This is a genomic window from Bacillus sp. FSL W8-0629 (assembly GCF_038593225.1).
GTDB lineage: Bacteria > Bacillota > Bacilli > Bacillales > Bacillaceae > Bacillus > Bacillus altitudinis.
Genome location: NZ_CP151975.1, coordinates 1,939,652 through 1,957,385, shown reverse-complemented (window position 1 = coordinate 1,957,385; position 17,734 = coordinate 1,939,652). Strand labels below are relative to the sequence as shown.

14 protein-coding genes and 1 other RNA gene are annotated in these 17,734 nt (G+C 40.7%); 11 read left to right on the top strand and 4 right to left on the bottom strand.

The features are described 5' to 3' along the window. Nucleotides 1-11 precede the first annotated feature (11 nt). The 3 genes from NSQ17_RS09870 (at nt 12) to odhB (ending at nt 6,258) form a co-directional block, all read left to right on the top strand. Nucleotides 12-1,928 (top strand): VWA domain-containing protein, encoded by a 1,917-nt coding sequence (locus NSQ17_RS09870; protein WP_268373088.1) that lies wholly within the window; start codon nt 12-14, stop codon nt 1,926-1,928. 224 nt (nt 1,929-2,152) lie between these two features. Further along, complete coding sequence (gene sucA / locus NSQ17_RS09865) at nt 2,153-4,987, top strand: 2-oxoglutarate dehydrogenase E1 component (protein WP_017359494.1); 2,835 nt, start codon at nt 2,153-2,155, stop codon at nt 4,985-4,987. Between the two features lie 14 nt (nt 4,988-5,001). Next, nucleotides 5,002-6,258, top strand: coding sequence for a 2-oxoglutarate dehydrogenase complex dihydrolipoyllysine-residue succinyltransferase (gene odhB, locus NSQ17_RS09860; RefSeq protein WP_047946567.1), 1,257 nt, complete (start codon nt 5,002-5,004; stop codon nt 6,256-6,258). 31 nt (nt 6,259-6,289) lie between these two features. Here odhB and NSQ17_RS09855 read toward each other — a convergent pair whose 3' ends face one another. From NSQ17_RS09855 to NSQ17_RS09840, 4 genes are all read right to left on the bottom strand, one after another. Then, nucleotides 6,290-7,240, bottom strand: a complete 951-nt coding sequence (locus tag NSQ17_RS09855) for a bile acid:sodium symporter family protein (protein ID WP_342467390.1) — start codon at nt 7,238-7,240, stop codon at nt 6,290-6,292. A 152-nt stretch (nt 7,241-7,392) separates the two neighbouring features. Beyond that, on the bottom strand, nt 7,393-8,214 hold the full coding sequence (locus tag NSQ17_RS09850; RefSeq protein ID WP_024718579.1) for a superoxide dismutase: 822 nt from the start codon (nt 8,212-8,214) through the stop codon (nt 7,393-7,395). After that, nucleotides 8,207-10,084: a prenyltransferase/squalene oxidase repeat-containing protein gene (locus NSQ17_RS09845; protein ID WP_342467389.1), complete on the bottom strand. Its 1,878-nt coding sequence runs from the start codon at nt 10,082-10,084 to the stop codon at nt 8,207-8,209. The genes NSQ17_RS09850 and NSQ17_RS09845 overlap by 8 nt, the downstream gene beginning before the upstream one ends. A gap of 99 nt (nt 10,085-10,183) precedes the next feature. Then, a complete protein-coding gene (locus NSQ17_RS09840; protein WP_017359492.1) occupies nt 10,184-11,668 on the bottom strand; it encodes an aldehyde dehydrogenase family protein in 1,485 nt (494 codons plus the stop codon). Nucleotides 11,669-11,877: 209 nt separating this feature from the next. On the opposite strand from NSQ17_RS09840, the gene NSQ17_RS09835 reads away from it, so the two are divergent. From NSQ17_RS09835 to NSQ17_RS09800, 8 genes are all read left to right on the top strand, one after another. After that, nucleotides 11,878-12,090 carry a DUF6501 family protein gene (locus tag NSQ17_RS09835; RefSeq protein WP_017367443.1) on the top strand — a complete coding sequence of 71 codons (213 nt, stop codon included), beginning with the start codon at nt 11,878-11,880 and terminating at the stop codon, nt 12,088-12,090. A gap of 43 nt (nt 12,091-12,133) precedes the next feature. Continuing rightward, nucleotides 12,134-12,277, top strand: a complete 144-nt coding sequence (locus NSQ17_RS09830) for a YozQ family protein (protein WP_242730570.1) — start codon at nt 12,134-12,136, stop codon at nt 12,275-12,277. Between the two features lie 276 nt (nt 12,278-12,553). Continuing rightward, a complete protein-coding gene (locus NSQ17_RS09825) occupies nt 12,554-12,895 on the top strand; it encodes a PH domain-containing protein (protein ID WP_008346505.1) in 342 nt (113 codons plus the stop codon). A gap of 177 nt (nt 12,896-13,072) precedes the next feature. Then, the gene (locus tag NSQ17_RS09820; RefSeq protein ID WP_017367442.1) at nt 13,073-13,720 is read left to right on the top strand and encodes an SDR family oxidoreductase; all 648 of its coding nucleotides are present in this window, start codon (nt 13,073-13,075) and stop codon (nt 13,718-13,720) included. 90 nt (nt 13,721-13,810) lie between these two features. Further along, complete coding sequence (locus NSQ17_RS09815) at nt 13,811-14,311, top strand: TraR/DksA C4-type zinc finger protein (protein WP_178896668.1); 501 nt, start codon at nt 13,811-13,813, stop codon at nt 14,309-14,311. A 133-nt stretch (nt 14,312-14,444) separates the two neighbouring features. Next, nucleotides 14,445-14,630, top strand: a non-coding RNA gene (ssrS, locus tag NSQ17_RS09810) — 6S RNA. Between the two features lie 135 nt (nt 14,631-14,765). Next, complete coding sequence (gene recQ, locus NSQ17_RS09805) at nt 14,766-16,547, top strand: DNA helicase RecQ (protein ID WP_268373091.1); 1,782 nt, start codon at nt 14,766-14,768, stop codon at nt 16,545-16,547. 256 nt (nt 16,548-16,803) lie between these two features. After that, nucleotides 16,804-17,595 (top strand): 3D domain-containing protein, encoded by a 792-nt coding sequence (locus tag NSQ17_RS09800; protein ID WP_007500712.1) that lies wholly within the window; start codon nt 16,804-16,806, stop codon nt 17,593-17,595. Nucleotides 17,596-17,734 lie beyond the last annotated feature (139 nt).

The following is a 17,734-nucleotide window of genomic DNA, read 5'->3' as shown; positions in this document are numbered from 1 at the left end:
GGTTCTGACTTTTGAAATTCATCAAATTTAATGACAGCAGAATCGATTCATTTCTATTTATGGAATTAACGGATTTAGCCAAAACACTTGCCAAAAGTGATGATGTGGAGCTTGAATACGGTGTTCAATCGTACTATGAACCGTTTGAAAAGAAAATTTTCATCAGCCATTTTTGGGATGATCGTCATCAAGAGGATATGATGGCAGGCCTAAAAAGTGATGTGTTCCTGCGAGCAGTAGGGACGGTGTATAGCGATCTTACAGTATTTGAAGACATCATTCGCTATGCCCACACATTATCCATTCCTGATGTGTGCAAACAATTGTTTATGCTGTTTGAAGATATCCGCATTGAAGAGCGGATTAAACGTGACCGCCCAGGAACAAAAAAGGTATTTAAACGGAGAAGAGAGCTTTACAGACGTCACTTTAAAACACAATTAACGATTAACCAAGAGCGCAGTATTTTAACAGATGCACTCTTTTGTGCGATATACGTGAAGCTGACAGCCGAATCTCCGCTTGAAGACATTCCACCCCTTCATGAGCGGATAGATCCAATGATTCCGTTTATTGAGTCAAGTCTTGAACGTGTATATGACGCACGCTCGACATCTGATATCGCCATCATTGTGAAGGAATTGACAGAAGGCTTCGATGAGCTCCTTGAAAAGGATATGCTGAACACATACTTTTTCTTCCCAGAATTGGACTATGAAAAAGCGGCAAAAGAACCGCTTTTCCATGACCTCAAAAGAAAGCCTAAGTTAAGTGAGGATATAAAAGTCGATCGGGAAAAAGAGGGGGATGAAGACATCCATAATGAATATATGGAAGTATGGCATAGAGAAACGGAAGCACCATCTAAAAGTTTCCTTCAATTTGATTTAGAACACGGTGGTAAAAGCGATCTCGGTAAAGATGCGGCAAGAGAAGGTGACGATGGAGATCAGGCGCTTGGAACGGTTCAAGGTTCAGCCAAACAAACCCATCGAAAAGACTATTCAAAGCTTGAAGCACTAGAAGAGGCAGAAGGAGAAGAAAGCGGGGCAGATGCGCATGAGAATGGAAAAGAAAACAAATATGCATTTCCAGTCATGATTTCACCAGAACCTCCTTCACCAGAGCAAATAGATGTGTACAAGCAGCACGCAAAGGCAATCGAGCCTTATCAGAAACGCTTAAAACAAATGATTCAAAAAACACTTGAGCATAAAAAATCATGGCCAAAAACAGATCTTCATGCAGGACGTCTCAGTAAAAAGCTCATTCGTTATTTTACAGAGTCTAACCCTCGACTATTTTATAAAAAACAAGCGCCATCTTCTCAAATTGATGCTGTGTTCACTTTATTAGTTGACTGTTCTGCGAGTATGTTTGACAAGATGGATGAGACAAAAAAAGGGATTGTTCTGTTTCATGAAGCTTTAAAATCAGTGCAGGTACCTCATCAAATTGTAGGGTTCTGGGAAGATACAAATGACGCAACTGAAACAAGTCAGCCGAACTACTTTAACACCGTCGTATCGTTCAAAGATTCCTTATTTGACGCAGGACCATCCATTATGTCACTTGAGCCAGAGGAGGATAACCGGGACGGCTATGCGATTCGCCAAATGACAAAAATGATTTTAAAACGAAGAGAAGAGCAAAAGTTCCTCATTGTTTTCTCAGACGGAGAGCCGGCTGCATTCAGCTACGAACAAAATGGGATCGTGGATACACATGAAGCGGTTCTCGAAGCGAGAAAAAAGGGAATTGAAGTGATCAATGTGTTTTTATCCAATTCTCCGATTGAAGAGGCGCAGATGAAAACGATCCAAGATATGTATGGCAAGTTCAGCATTTTTGTACCGGATGTCGATACATTGCCAGATGTGCTATATCCATTACTCAAGAAATTGCTGCATAAAAGCATTGGGGCATAAGGTTTTGCCCCTTTCTTTAAAATATTTTTCGGAATGATTTAAATTTTTTGTTTTTCTTTGAATTTTTTATCTTTAATTGAACAAAGAATGTAGAAAGTAATCCGAAACAGTGGTAGAATATGATTGGAAGCGTTTTATTACATAAATTTGGTCATTGTGTTCTGGAAGTTATATCGAGATAGTGTTCAATCACTTGATGATCAAAGTTGGGGGTAGTGTTCAAAATGTTTCAAAATGATGTGAAACAACCGTTGAGTTGGGAAGAATTTCATGGTCCGAACCTCGGCTACGTGCTCGAGCTCTACGATCAATATGTCCAGGATCCTACTAGTGTTGATGAAGACATAAGAGGCATATTTGATGAACTTGGTGCACCACCGAGTGAAATGAAGGAGGAAATTGGGAAAAAAGAAAATAGCGTAGTTACTTCTGAACAAATCCAAAAGATAGCATCAGTCGTTAAACTGGCAGAAGACATCAGAACGTATGGCCATTTAAATGCTTCCGTCAATCCTCTTCGCAAAGAAAAGGAATTACAAGAGCTGTTTCCATTAAAGGAATACGGTTTAACTGAAGAAGACGTTAAGAATATTCCAATATCAATTATTAGTCCAGATGCACCTAAACACATTTCAAACGGCATAGAAGCCATTAACCATTTGAGAAATACGTATAAGCGTACCATTTCATTTGAGTTTGATCACGTACATGACTTCGAAGAGCGCAACTGGCTCTCTAAATCTATTGAGTCTGGCGAATTATTTAAGAAAAAACCAGCAGATAAACTAGTTTCTGTATTCAAAAGATTAACAGAAGTTGAGCAATTTGAGCAGTTCCTTCACAAAACATTTGTTGGACAAAAGCGTTTTTCTATTGAAGGATTAGACGCACTTGTTCCAGTACTTGATGAAATTATATCCGAGTCTGTTACACAAGGGACTTCAAATATTAACATTGGAATGGCACATAGAGGCCGTTTAAATGTATTAGCACATGTGTTAGGAAAGCCATATGAGATCATTTTCTCAGAATTCCAGCATGCGCCTAATAAAGAGCTTGTACCATCAGAAGGCTCTATCGGCATCAGCTACGGATGGACAGGGGATGTAAAATATCATCTCGGTGCTGACCGCCAAATCAAAGATGAAGATACAAAGAGTGCAAGAGTCACACTTGCCAATAACCCAAGTCACTTGGAATTTATTGACCCGATTATTGAAGGAAGCACTCGTGCAGCTCAAGAATCGCGTACTCAAAAAGGCTATCCAGTTCAAGACGTTGAAAAAGCGTTAGCCATCTTAATTCATGGGGATGCTGCATTTCCTGGTGAAGGAATTGTCGCAGAAACATTAAATTTAAGTCAATTAGTCGGCTATCAAGTGGGGGGAACGATCCATATCATTGCCAACAATATGATTGGATTTACCACAGAAAGCAATGAATCTCGTTCAACAAAATACGCTAGTGACCTTGCAAAAGGTTTCGAGATTCCAATTGTTCACGTCAATGCAGACGATCCAGAAGCTTGTTTAGCAGCTGTTCAGCTGGCGGTAGAATACCGTAAACGGTTTAAAAAGGATTTCTTAATTGACTTGATTGGCTACCGCAGATATGGCCATAACGAAATGGATGAGCCATCTACTACTCAGCCAATGCTGTATGATGCGGTCAGAAAGCACAAAACAGTCAAGAATATCTTCGCAGATAAGCTTGTCACTGAGGGCCTTCTGTCAAAAGAACAAAGAGAAGAAATTGAGCAGGCTGTCACGGCAAAAATTGAAGAAGCTTATAAAAAAGTACCTTCAAAGAAAGAACATACAATTCAAGAAATCGAACTGCCAGAGCCTGTATCTAACGGCTTCCCTGCAGTTGATACATCTGTAGAGTTTGATGTATTAAGAAAGCTGAATGAAGAATTAATTAGCTGGCCGAAAGACTTCCAAGTATTCGGTAAGCTAAAGCGGATCCTTGAAAAACGTGCAAAAGTGTTTACAGATGATCGCAAAGTGGAATGGTCACTTGGTGAAGCACTGGCATTTGCATCTATATTAAAAGACGGTACGCCGATTCGAATGACCGGACAGGATTCTGAGCGAGGCACATTTGCTCAAAGAAACCTTGTTCTTCACGACAGTCAAACGGGAGATGAATTCATTGCTCTTCATGAACTGAGTGATGCAAATGCATCATTTACAGTCCATAATAGTCCACTGTCAGAAGGCTCTGTCATCGGGTTTGAATATGGTTATAATGTCTATTCTCCTGAAACATTAGTAATTTGGGAAGCTCAATTTGGAGACTTCGCAAATGCGGCTCAAGTGTATTTTGATCAATTTATTTCAGCAGGCCGCGCCAAGTGGGGACAAAAGTCAGGGCTTGTGATGCTCTTGCCACATGGATATGAAGGACAAGGTCCAGAACATTCTAGTGGAAGAACAGAACGCTTCTTGCAATCAGCTGCTGAGAATAACTGGACAGTTGCGAATCTGACAAGTGCAGCTCAATACTTCCATATTCTTAGAAGACAGGCGAAAATGCTGCTTCGTGAAGAGATTCGTCCTCTTGTCATCATGACACCGAAGAGTCTGCTTCGTAACCCGAACACATTATCCGAAGTCCAAGAACTAACAGATGGACAGTTCCGTCCAGTTCTGGAACAGCCGGGCCTGGTGCATGATCATGAAAAAGTAACACGCCTTGTGCTATCGAGCGGGAAGGTATCGATCGATATTAGTGATCGTTTTACTCAAATGGAAGACTCAAAAGATTGGCTTCATATTGCGAGAGTGGAACAATTATATCCATTCCCAGCCAAAGATATTAAAGCCATTTTATCAAAACTGACAAACTTAGAAGAAATCGTATGGGTGCAAGAAGAACCGCAAAATATGGGCGCTTGGGGATATATTGAGCCATATTTACGTGAAATTGCATCTGAAAAAGTAAAAGTACGTTACATCGGCCGCAGAAGACGTTCAAGTACGGCTGAGGGTGATCCAACTGTTCATAAAAAAGAACAAGAACGAATTGTATCTGATAGCTTGACTCGCAAAAACTAAGGGGGAAATGAAAAATGGCGGAAATTAAAGTACCTGAACTAGCGGAATCAATCTCGGAAGGAACAATTGCTCAGTGGCTAAAACAGCCGGGCGATTATGTTGAGCAGGGGGAATACCTGTTAGAACTTGAAACAGATAAAGTCAATGTCGAATTGACAGCTGAAGAATCTGGTGTTCTAAAAGAAGTACTGAAAGATTCTGGTGACACTGTCCAAGTTGGAGAAGTCATCGGAACGATTGCAGCAGGTGAAGCTGGCGGAAGCGAGTCCGCAGCTCCAGCACCTGAGCAAGATTCTGCATCAGCTTCGAAAGAAGAACCAGCAGCTGAACAAAAAGAAGAGGCAGCAAAAGAAGAGCCGAAATCTGGTAATGGCAGAACGATCGCTTCTCCAGCAGCTAGAAAACTAGCAAGAGAGAAGGGGTTAGACTTATCTGAGATTCCAACCGCAGATCCGCTGGGCAGGGTACGAAAGCAGGATGTAGCTTCTTACCAAAAGAATGAAGCTCCTGCAAGTGCACCGAAAGCTGCGCCAAAAGCAAATGCTGCGGTGCAAAATGATCAAGCAGGGAAACCAGTTGAGCGTGAAAAAATGTCACGCCGCAGACAAACCATTGCAAAACGTTTAGTTGAAGTTCAACAAACGGCAGCGATGCTGACAACATTTAATGAAGTCGATATGACAGCTGTCATGGATCTAAGAAAGCGTCGCAAAGATGCCTTCCTTGAACAAAACGATGTGAAACTGGGCTTCATGTCCTTCTTCACAAAAGCAGTGGTAGCAGCACTTAAAAAATATCCACTTCTCAACGCAGAAATTCAAGGTGATGAGCTTGTCATTAAAAAATTCTATGACATCGGTATTGCTGTAGCCGCCAATGAAGGGCTTGTGGTACCAGTTGTCCGTGATGCAGACAGACTATCGTTTGCTGGAATTGAAAAAGAAATCGGTCATCTTGCGAAAAAAGCAAGAGATAACAAATTATCGCTCAATGAATTACAAGGTGGATCATTCACGATCACAAACGGAGGAACATTTGGTTCTCTGCTTTCAACACCAATTTTAAACAGTCCTCAAGTTGGAATTTTAGGTATGCATAAAATTCAGCTTCGTCCTGTTGCAATTGATGAAGAACGCTTTGAAAACCGTCCAATGATGTATTTAGCTCTTTCATACGACCACCGTATTGTCGATGGTAAAGAAGCTGTTGGGTTCCTTGTCACGATTAAAAATCTACTTGAAGATCCTGAACAGCTATTGCTTGAAGGATAATCGAAAGAAAAAGCTAGTACCGGTGAGGGTACTAGCTTTTTTGGTCTTTATTTTCTGGGTAGCCTCTTTTCGACCAAAGTGTTGCCAGCCAAGAGCCAGATAAATTATGCCATACGCTAAAAATGGCACTGGGAACGGCGGCAAGTGGAGAAAAATGTGCGGTTGCAAGGGCTGCACCAAGTCCAGAATTTTGCATCCCTACTTCTATTGAAATTGCTCGTTGAGAAGGAATGTCCATTTTACACCATTTTGCAATGAGGTAACCCAATAATAGACCAAGAGCATTATGTAAAACAACAACGGCAAAAATAAGCAGTCCAGATTGCAGAATCTGTTCTTTATTTGCGCTGACAACAGCTGCAATGATGGCGACAATGCCAGTAACAGATACAAGCGGGAGTGCTTGTACAGCATACGTCACTTGTTTTTTAAAAAACAATTTGACGATAACCCCTAAAATAATCGGAATTAAGACAACTTGGACAATCGACAAAAACAAAGCACCCGGTGATACAGATAACCAAGATTTTGCAAAAATATAAATAAAAACAGGGGTCAAAATGGGAGCAAGTAGTGTCGAGATCGTTGTCACGGCAACGGATAAGGCCGTATTTCCTTTCGCCAAAAAGGTCATTACATTGGATGCAGTCCCGCCTGGACAGCAGCCGACGAGAATGACACCAACAGCGATTTCAGAAGGCAAATGTAACCCATAGGCCAATAAAAATGCAATGAGTGGCATCAGTGTATACTGCGCTAAAACCCCGATCAATACATAAAGAGGCTTTCTAAAAAGCTCTTTAAAATCTTCAGAAGACAGCGTCAGCCCCATGCCAAACATAATAATGCCAAGTAAAAAAGGGATATAAGGTCCAATCAAAGAAAATGCCGCAGGAAAAGTAAAGCCTAGACAAGCAAAGACAATGACCCATATAGCAAATGTTCTTCCTGCAAAGTGACTAATGTGTAAAAGGGTCTTCATACTATCATTCAACTCTCTTTCTTTTCATATCTTTTCTATTTTAAATGAATTTTCTGAAAAAACAACCTATGATTTTACATCTGGTGCTCATAATATTATTATGTAAACTAATAAAAAAACCACATAGTATATGAACTATGTGGAGTATGCGATCAAAAAGGTGTCCATTTCACTTGTTGAGCCTGTTTTAGTCTTGCTTCTGGCTCACGCCAGTCAACGACATTCCACCACTGGTCTACATATTGCGCCTTTTCATTTCGATATTGGAGGTAATAGGCATGCTCCCACACATCAAGAGCAAGAAGGGGGATGATGTCCCATTGCGAGAGGAACTGATGGCGCTCTGCTTGTAAAATGTCTAAACGCTGAGATCGCGGGGACCATACAAGGATCGCCCATCCAACACCTTCTACTTGTTTGGCAGCAGCTGAAAAATGTGACTTGAACGCCTCATAGCTGCCAAATGATTGATCAATGAGACGAAGCATTTGACCAGTAGGTTTTCTTTTTCCTGAAGGACTCATTGAAAACCAAAAGATACAATGTAAATAATGTCCTGCCCCATGAAAGGCAAGTTCACGTTCCCAATGCTTGATCATCGTAAAGTCGTTGGTTCTTCTTGCTTTTTTTAGCGCAAGTTCAGCTTGATTTAGACCATTAACATAAGTTTGATGATGCTTTTGATGGTGCAAGTACATAATTTCTTTTGAAATATAAGGTTCGAGCGCGTCATACCGATAAGGCAGTGGTGGTAACTGATGATTTCCAGCTGCTACATCGCGCACTTCTTCGTGTGGCTGCATGTCTTCTGCAATCCTTTCGGCTAGTTCGTACCATTCTTGTTCACTCGAATGATCATCCTCCATTTTGAGCCGTAAATTTTCCACTTTTTGATGAATTTTATCATCTTGCAACACATGTTGAATCGTGCTAAGCCACTCTTTGAGCTGTGAGCGATATTCTTCTTTATTCATGTATACGCCTCATTTCGTCTAAAAATGTAGAACAAGCCATCATCGGAAACACAAATGGGTAGCTATGATAGGTGATGTAAAATTGTTTTGGCAGTCCAATGCCGACTGGATAGTACATGGCTTCTTCAGTATGATGATGGTTCACTAAAAAGGAGACAGCTTTCAAAATGGCTGCGGTATTTGCTTTCTCATATTGGAGGAGCGCCTCGGTCGCCCATGCAGTTTGAACCACTGTGCCAAAGGGAAGCGGGACATAGGTTTTCAGTTCTGCACTTTTACACGATTCTCCGAAACTGCCATCTTCAAGCTGAATCTGCTTTAGAAAACGGCATGCTTTTTGCACAGCAGGGTGTGAGGAGGGGACGCCGGCCGCTTTCAGTCCTGTTAACGCTGCCCAAGTTCCATAAATATAACAAACACCCCATCTGCCAAACCATGATCCGTTTTTCTCTTGGTGGTCAATGAGCCATTTTACACATCGATCTTTTTGCCTGAGAATCGAGGGTGAAGCAGTATCTTTTTCTTCTAAACCAATCAAATGGAGCACACGACCAGTAATATCAGGAGTTGACGGATCAATCGCCGCATCCTCCGCAGATTCAAGCGGAAGGTGACGAAGCAGAAAGTGATCTTGATTTTTTTCAAAAGCAGAAAAACCACCATCACGGTTTTGCATGGAGAGAAGCCAGTCATATCCTCGTTTCCACTGAAGTGAAGCGTATTCTTTTGGGATCGCTTTTAACACAATTTGCGTGTCATCACAATCAGGATTATTCGTATTGATATGTGAGAAACCAAAGCCCCCGGGAGCAGCATGACGGTTATGAACTGCCCAATCCGCTTTCTTTATTTGCTGCCGGTCCAGCAAATAGGTGAAGGAATTCATGATCATGGGATCTTCTCGTTTTCTTCCTGTTCTTTGAGAAGCGTAACTGACAAGCGCTGTATCCCACACAGTCGAGGTGGAATTCTCAGCATATATCTTGCCTTGACAGGAGGTGACGAGCTTTTTCATACCTCTGACTGCTTTTTGGATGAGATGATGTCCAGGGGAGTACCCAAGGCTCATGAGGGCATAGACCATAAAGATGGTTGCACTTAAGTAACTGTACAGCGTCCCATCTTTTTCAAGACGGTCAAACATGTATCGCTTTGCCGCTTCATATCCGAAAAAGTCGAGCCGGCTGTCGAGGGCTGTATATGACCGCATATACATGAGGAAGTCATCAGTCGAACGTTCTTCTCTTGCCATAAACCAGTCAAATGGATTTTTAGACATGTTTTCATCAAGATGGGCTAATGATGGAAACGCAGCATGAGAGGTGTACCGTTTGTTCAGTGCGATCATCATGGGTACAAAATGAATCCTTGCATAGGCACTAAGGTGGTAGAAGTGCAGCGGAAAAGACGTAGGGATGAGTAAAAGGGAAAGAGGTGCATAGAAGTAGGGCCAAGGGTGCATGCCATTTATGGCAAGCATCCATTTTGTCATAAAATGAACGTTCTTTAGGCCACCTTTTGAGCGAATATATTGTGCTGCTTTTTCCATATGGGGCTCGTCTTTTTGAAATCTGCCAGATGCGAGCATGCCGCAATAACCTTGTACTGTAGCTGTGAGATGTCCCGACTGGTCATGATACAAAGAAAAGGAACCATCTTCATTTTGTTTGGCATGTATTGCTTCGGCCAATTGATGGATCAATTGCTGATCAGGGTCACCAACGGCTTTTAACAGCATAATGAAAAAAGCATTTGTCATCATAGGTCCTTCAAAGCAGAAAATAAATGCGCCATCTTCTCTTTGTCTGCGTTCTACCTGCATGTGCAGTTCATCGATATATTCGTTGACTCTCGTTTTAAAATCTTGCATTCGGCCATGCTCCTTTCCTTTATCACTATATTCAGGAGTCGGCCTGTCACATGACAGCACAAAAAAGCCGATGACATCGTCACCGGCTTTCTTAAATGATTAGTCTTGCAGATTAATCCACACGCTTTTGACTTCTGTATAGTTGTTAAGGGCATATGATCCCATTTCTCTGCCAAGGCCTGACTGTTTATATCCGCCAAACGGGGAGGCGGCATCAAAGACATTATAGCAGTTGACCCAAATGGTTCCTGCTTCTAGGCGTGCAGCGATATCGTGAGCATGCTTTAAGTTTTCTGTCCACAGTCCTGCCGCTAACCCATAGTCAGATTGATTGGCCCGTTCGACCACTTCATCAATGGAATCGTAAGGAATCGCAGATAGAACTGGACCGAAGATCTCTTCTTTTGCGATTGTCATTTCATCTTCTACATCTCTAAAGACAGTAGGGGAGACGAAATAGCCTGCTTCATAAGGGCAGTCACCACCGACTACGGCTGTTGCACCTTCTGACTTCCCTTTTTCGATATAACCTAACACACGTTCATGCTGCTCTTTACTCACTAGAGGCCCAATCTGGGTATCATGATGAAGACCAGCTCCTTGTTTTAATGATGTCGCATATTTAGCCATTTGATCGACGACTTCATCATATTGGCTCCGGTGCACAAAGACCCTTGATCCTGCACAGCACACTTGACCTTGGTTAAACATCACGCCGTTTAATGCACCTGGAATGGCTTTCTTTAAATCGGCATCTGGTAAAATAATATTCGGCGATTTTCCGCCAAGCTCTAAAGTAACACGTTTGATGGATTTGGCTGCTTTCTCCATGATCAATTTCCCAACACTTGTTGATCCAGTGAAAGCCAGCTTATTGACATCAGGGTGATCGGTTAATGCTTCACCGGCTGTTTCACCGAATCCAGGAACGATGTTAATCACGCCTTCTGGGAATCCGGCTTTATCCACTAATTCAGCTAAATATAAAGCAGATAGTGGCGTTTGTTCAGCTGGCTTTAAAACGATGGTGCAGCCTGTTGCTAGTGCAGCACCCATTTTCCACATGGCCATGAGCAGCGGGAAGTTCCAAGGAATGATTTGTCCCACAACGCCCACAGGCTCATGGCGGGTATAATTAAAATATCCCTGGCTGACAGGAAGGGTTTGTCCAGTCATTTTTGTGGTCCACCCTGCATAATAGCGCATGTGCTCAATGGCAAGAGGGATATCCGCATTGGTTGTTTCATTAATTGGTTTTCCATTATCAAGTGTTTCCAGCTGAGCCAGTTCTTCTTGGTGTTCTTCCATTAAATCTGCCAGCTTAAACATCAAGCGGGCACGTTCGGCTGCAGACATAGAACGCCAAGGTCCATGGAACGCCTTTTTAGCAGCTTTTACTGCCTCATCAATGTCGGCTGCACCTGCTTCATATACATCAATAAGGGTTTCTCCTGTGGCAGGGTTAGGCGTAGAGAATGTTTTGTTATCATGACTTGTGACAAACTGACCGTTAATGTAGAGTTTTTTCGTCCCTTGGAGAAAAGATTCGAGTTTTGAACTGATTTGAAGTGTTGTAGAGCTCATAAATAAACAAACCTCCTTAAAGATATGGGTTGTTCTGCGAGTTCTAGGTGGAAAAAGTGGACATGAAGCCATTTGTATACGCACACACATGTAAACGTATACATTTATCATATTACACGACATCTTTGAAAGCAATCGATAACACTCATTGCATTTCACGAAAAATTGGCTACAATAAATGTATAGATGAAAAAAGGAGTTTTTAAATCATGATCCATCAAAACTGGCAAACGGCTGAAACGGTAAAACAAGTAAAATGTGTACATACAAATGCGAAAAAATATATGGTTGACCGGGCATTAACGGTTGGACACACATATGATGTGAAAAATGAAACAGAGGAATTTCTCTTTGTCGTTGATAATACGGGTAAAGTAGGCGGGTATTACAAAGAGTATTTCGAAGACAATTCTGCTGAATGATTTTGATGGTCATCACTCATACTAAGAAAAACAGTAAAGGGTGATGATGATGAAAAAGCAGCAGCAAGAAGAGCAGAAACATCAAAATGCTTGGCATGACAATGAAGATGCTGATATGGCGATTACACTTGAGCAAATTTCTGATGTGTATGCCGAAGGAACGATTGATACCCCGAAAGATGAATAGTCATTTAAAACAGTGATTTTACATAATCACTGTTTTTTTATGGTCTCATAACGAATGATTTCTTGAAAAACCTGAAACTTTTTTCCTGCTTTAACAGTCTAAATAAGTAGAGGAAAGAGCATCGGATCAAAAAGAAAAAGTTAAATGAAATTTAATCTATTCGTAATGGAATAACGACGATTTATAGCGTATTCTATAAGTGAGAATAAAACGTACCCACAGAGCCGTGTGGCCGTTTTGTCATAAAGGAATTTGATGCAGGAAGAGGGGGTTTACGTGGGTATTTTTTCTGTCAGTAAACAAAATGATCATAAAAAATTCGAATCCTTATTAATTGAAGGAGAAAGAATTGAGGCTGTTTACAGACTGCGTCACGACCAAATTTGTTTCACCAATAAACGACTGATCTTTGGCGATAACCGCGTATTTTCTAAAAAGAAAGTCAGGGTCTCCTTGCCGTATCGATCAATTGAAAGTTTTGCCATTCAAGAAGCTGGCGTGTTTGATCAGGACACTGGTATGCTGCTTGTTACAAGCTCAAAAGTATTTGAACTCGATTTTTCTAAAGATACAGATTTGAGTGACGTGCAGGCCATTTTAACAAAACATCTTTGCTGATCAACGATGCGATTACATAGATCACATGCACTTTTCTCATTCTTTGTTCTTATTTTTATCTATCGCATATCCCTTGAGCTTTTCCCATCACAGTGGGGAAGGCTTTTTTCTATTCGTGTGTTTGAATCACATCAAAAAAGGATAAAGATGAAACAGATACAGAAAGGAGAATGAACAATGAAAGTATTAGTTGCTGGAGCAAACGGACATACAGGGAGACTTGTCATTCGATATTTAAAAGAAAAAGGACATGAGCCGCTTGCTCTCATTCGAGATGAAAAACAAGCAGATGCGCTAAAAGAACTTGGTGCAGCGCCTGTCATCGGTGATCTTGAAAAGGATGTGACAGATGCTGTGAAGCAAGCAGAAGCTGTCATCTTTGCAGCTGGTTCAGGCTCAAAAACAGGTGCAGATAAAACCATCGCTGTTGATCAAGAGGGGGCAAAACGCCTCGTTGATACAGCCAAAAAAGAAAATATTCAGCATTTTGTGATGCTGAGTTCTTATAATGCCGACGATCCTCATCAAGGAAAAGGACAAGGCAGTATGGAGATTTATTATGAAGCGAAAAGAAAAGCCGATGAACATTTAAAACAGTCTGGTCTTTCTTACACCATTGTGCGGCCAGGAGCACTGCTGCATGAGGAGAAGACAGGGAAAATAGAAGCGGCGGCTCATATTCCAGACGATCGTGACATTGAGATTTCAAGAGAAGATGTAGCCACTGTCTTAGTGGAAAGCTTAACGGAATCCAATGTGAAAAATAAAGCCTTTGATTTAATCAAAGGTGATACACCAGTAGAAGAAGCACTTCGCAATCTTTAAATGAAGAAAGCTGCTGCCAAAGGCGGCGGCTTTTTTTGATGTTTTCATTTCGCATGGAGCGGGAAGGTAAAGAGAAAGGAGTGATTGACCGTGAGCTTAACGAAAGAGCAAAAAGCTGATTTATATGAAAGACTTATTCAATTAAAAGAAGATGTGAAAGGATCAAAAAAGAAAGAAGAATCCATGCTGGTCGAATCGAATGAGATTTCAAATGGTGTTGGAAACCATATCGCAGATCACGGAAGCATCTATTTAGATCGCATGACCGAACAGACGCTGGATCAAGTCGATGATCAGATCGAAGGTGAAATTGATGCGGCGCTTAAGCGGATGGAAGACGGAACATATGGAATTTGTGAAAAAACAGGAAAAGACATTCCATATGAACGTTTGAAAGCAGTACCCTATACTCGTTATTCAATTGATGCAAAAATAAATGAAGAAACCAATCAAGATCCAAATGAATTTGACCGTTCGTTCTCTGAGCAAATGCGTGATTTAACAAATAGAGAAACAATGGATCAATTACATTCAGATACGTATGAAAGGCTAGAAGAAGAACAAGATATTGATGTAGATGAGGAAAAATAACATGATGAGAGGAATTTATGTTTTCTCAACATAATGTTTTCCCACGTCTACATGGACAAAAATCTTGTATACATGAGTATTTTTTTAGAAAAAACATATCTTGAAATTTAATAAACTTTCGTGTAGTATAGTTTAAAGGCTGCGATGCGCGTAATGTTAATTAAGTTTTAACCTTTAAGCTGTAATAGGGAGTTTTATATTGAAGCCGGAATGTCACGCCTCCTTCGAGAGGAAGACAGGAACGTTTCTGCAAACACCCACTTTGAGGAGTGGTGGTTTAAAACTTTCTTACTTAGATTACGGCATCCGCAGCTTTTCCTAGGATGATTCAAGCCATTTTCCATTTTTGGAAAATGGCTTTTTATTTTGTCCAAAATACGATTTTGAACAGACCGAATGTGGATGTACAAATGTATGTTAAAATAGACAAAACAAACGACGGAGAGGGAATTGGATGTTACAACAAGCAGAAGCACTTCTTAAACAATATTATGGCTTTGATGCTTTTAGACAAGGACAAAAACAAGCCATTGAATCGATTGTGAATAAACGGAAGGATACGGTCTGCATTATGCCGACAGGCGGAGGGAAATCGGTTTGCTACCAGATTCCTGCCCTTATGATGGAAGGAACGACAATCGTTGTATCTCCGCTTATTTCTTTAATGAAAGATCAGGTTGATGCGTTAAATGAGATGGGAATACGATCGTCCTTTTTAAATAGTACACTTTCAGCAGGTGAAATGAATACAAGGCTGAAAAAATGTGAACAGGGGGAGTATGATTTGCTTTATATCACCCCTGAACGCTTACAAAATGAACGTTTTTTTCAGCTGCTTGATCGATTGACGATTCCTTTAATGGCTATTGATGAAGCGCACTGTATATCTGAGTGGGGACATGATTTTAGACCGAGCTATCGCTTTATACAAGAATGTGTAAACAAGCTTTCAAAAAGGCCTGTTATTGTAGCATTAACAGCCACTGCTACAAAGAAGGTCCAACAGGATATATGTGAGCAACTTGGCATGGACGAAGAAGAAACAATCTTTACTGGTTTTGCTAGAGAAAATTTGTCTTTTCAAGTGGTGAAAGGGCAAAACAGCGACCAATTCATCACACAATTTATGAAGAAAAACAGTCTTGAGTCAGGCATTATTTATACAGCCACACGAAAAGAAGCAGATCAAATTTATCATCGTCTAAAAAAGCAAAAAATCAAAGCGGGTGTTTATCACGGAGGATTAGATGATGAAGTGAGAGAAGAACAGCAAAATCTTTTTTTAAATGATGATATTCAAGTAATGGTAGCTACATCTGCATTTGGTATGGGGATTAATAAGTCTAATGTACGTTTTGTCATTCATCATCAAATTCCAAGAGATATTGAAAGTTACTACCAAGAAGCAGGACGTGCCGGGAGAGACGGGCTTGAAAGTGAATGCATTTTACTGTTTTCACCGCAAGGCGTACGCGTGCAGCGCTTTCTCATTGAACAATCAACAGAAGATGAATTGCGGTATCAGCATGAATTGCTCAAGTTGAGACAAATGGTAGACTACTGTCATACGGAACAGTGCCTTCAGCAATTTGTGATGGATTACTTTGACCAATCATCAAGTGCCCCTTGTCAAAAATGCAGCAACTGTCTAGACGAGAGAGAGCGTGAAGACGTCACGAGAGAAGCACAAATGGTTTTGTCGTGTACCGTTAGAATGAACGAACGATTCGGAAAAATGATGATTGCTCAAGTATTAGCCGGCTCTAAAAACAAAAAAGTACTTGATTTTGGTTTCGACCGGCTTCCTACTTATGCTTTAATGAAACAGCATTCAGCCCAACATATCAGTGATTTCATTGAATTTTTAATTACGGAAGAGTATTTACACATGTCTGAAGGAGCTTTTCCAACACTAAAAGTGACACAAAAAGGAAAGAAAGTGCTAGTGGGGCAGGAGACCGTCTATAAAAAGCAGGCGATAAAGGCAGAGGCTATTCAAGAAAATGATGCATTATTTGAGCAGTTAAGAATGGTCAGAATGAAGTTGGCAAGAGAGCAGGGTGTTCCGCCATTTGTTGTCTTTTCTGATCAAACATTGAAGGAAATGTCAGCAGTAGAGCCTAAAACAGAAGAAGAACTTTTAAATATTAAAGGTGTCGGTGCACAAAAAAGAGAGAAATATGGAGATGTTTTTTTAGAAGAAATTCGTTTATTTATAGAAAAAGAGAAAAAATAAAGAGTTTGAAGAAGGAAAATAAATTTTTTTCGTTTCACTTGGACGCGTTTTCATCATGATGATTTCCATCCCTTTAAAACCTTGATATGATGCGGAATTGAGCCATTTAGTGGGCTGATTTACCAATGGAGAGAGATGTTTCATGTAAAGGAACTGTAATCTAAAACATATCGTTTTGTTATTGAAATGACATTTACATATGTTACGATAGCACTCGTTAGCCGCCATAAAAAGCTAACAAGGGAGGATTTACTTTATGAAGAAGACTATTATGTCCTTGGTTGCTGTTGCAGCAATCTCAACAACAGCATTAGGAGCACAGCAAGCTTCTGCAAAGGAAATCACTGTACAGAAAGGTGATACACTTTGGGGAATCTCTCAAAAAAATGATGTGTCTCTAAAGGACCTAAAGGGTTGGAACAATTTATCTACAGACATGATCTATGTAGGAGATAAATTGACAATCTCTTCAAAAGAGAAAACTCAGGAGCAGTACAAAGTCCAGAAGGGGGACAGCCTCTGGAAAATCGCTCAAAAATTCAATGTGTCAATTAGCGATATTAAGTCTTGGAATAACTTAAACTCAGATATAATTATGATTGGTTCAACATTAAGTGTTGCTGGTCAAAGCTCAGCTCCGGTAAGCTCAGAACCTGTTCAAAAACAGGCACCTGTCCAAAAAGAGCAAACAACGAAAAAAGCTGCTCCTAAAAAGGAAACAGCTAAAGCAGAATCATCTTCTGCTAGTCAAAGTGTTCAAAAAGAAATGACTGTAACGGCTACGGCTTATACAGCAAATGATGGTGGCATCTCAGGTATCACTGCAACAGGGGTAAACTTAAACAAAAACCCAAATGCAAAAGTAATCGCAGTAGATCCTAATGTCATTCCATTAGGAAGTAAGGTTTATGTTGAAGGCTACGGTGAAGCCATCGCAGCAGATACTGGCGGCGCAATTAAAGGTAACAAAATTGATGTACACGTACCAAGCAAATCCCAAGCTAAAAATTGGGGCGTAAAATCAGTCAAAGTGAAAGTACTTAACTAGTAGTCTATTGTTTTTGGAAGAAAGCATCAGGTGGCGGCCTGATGCTTTTATTATACCTTTTTTTGGCCGGAAATACACATATTTTTCTGAAAAATTCGCATTTTCGACAAAAACCAGCGTATAAGTCCATCTCAACGCT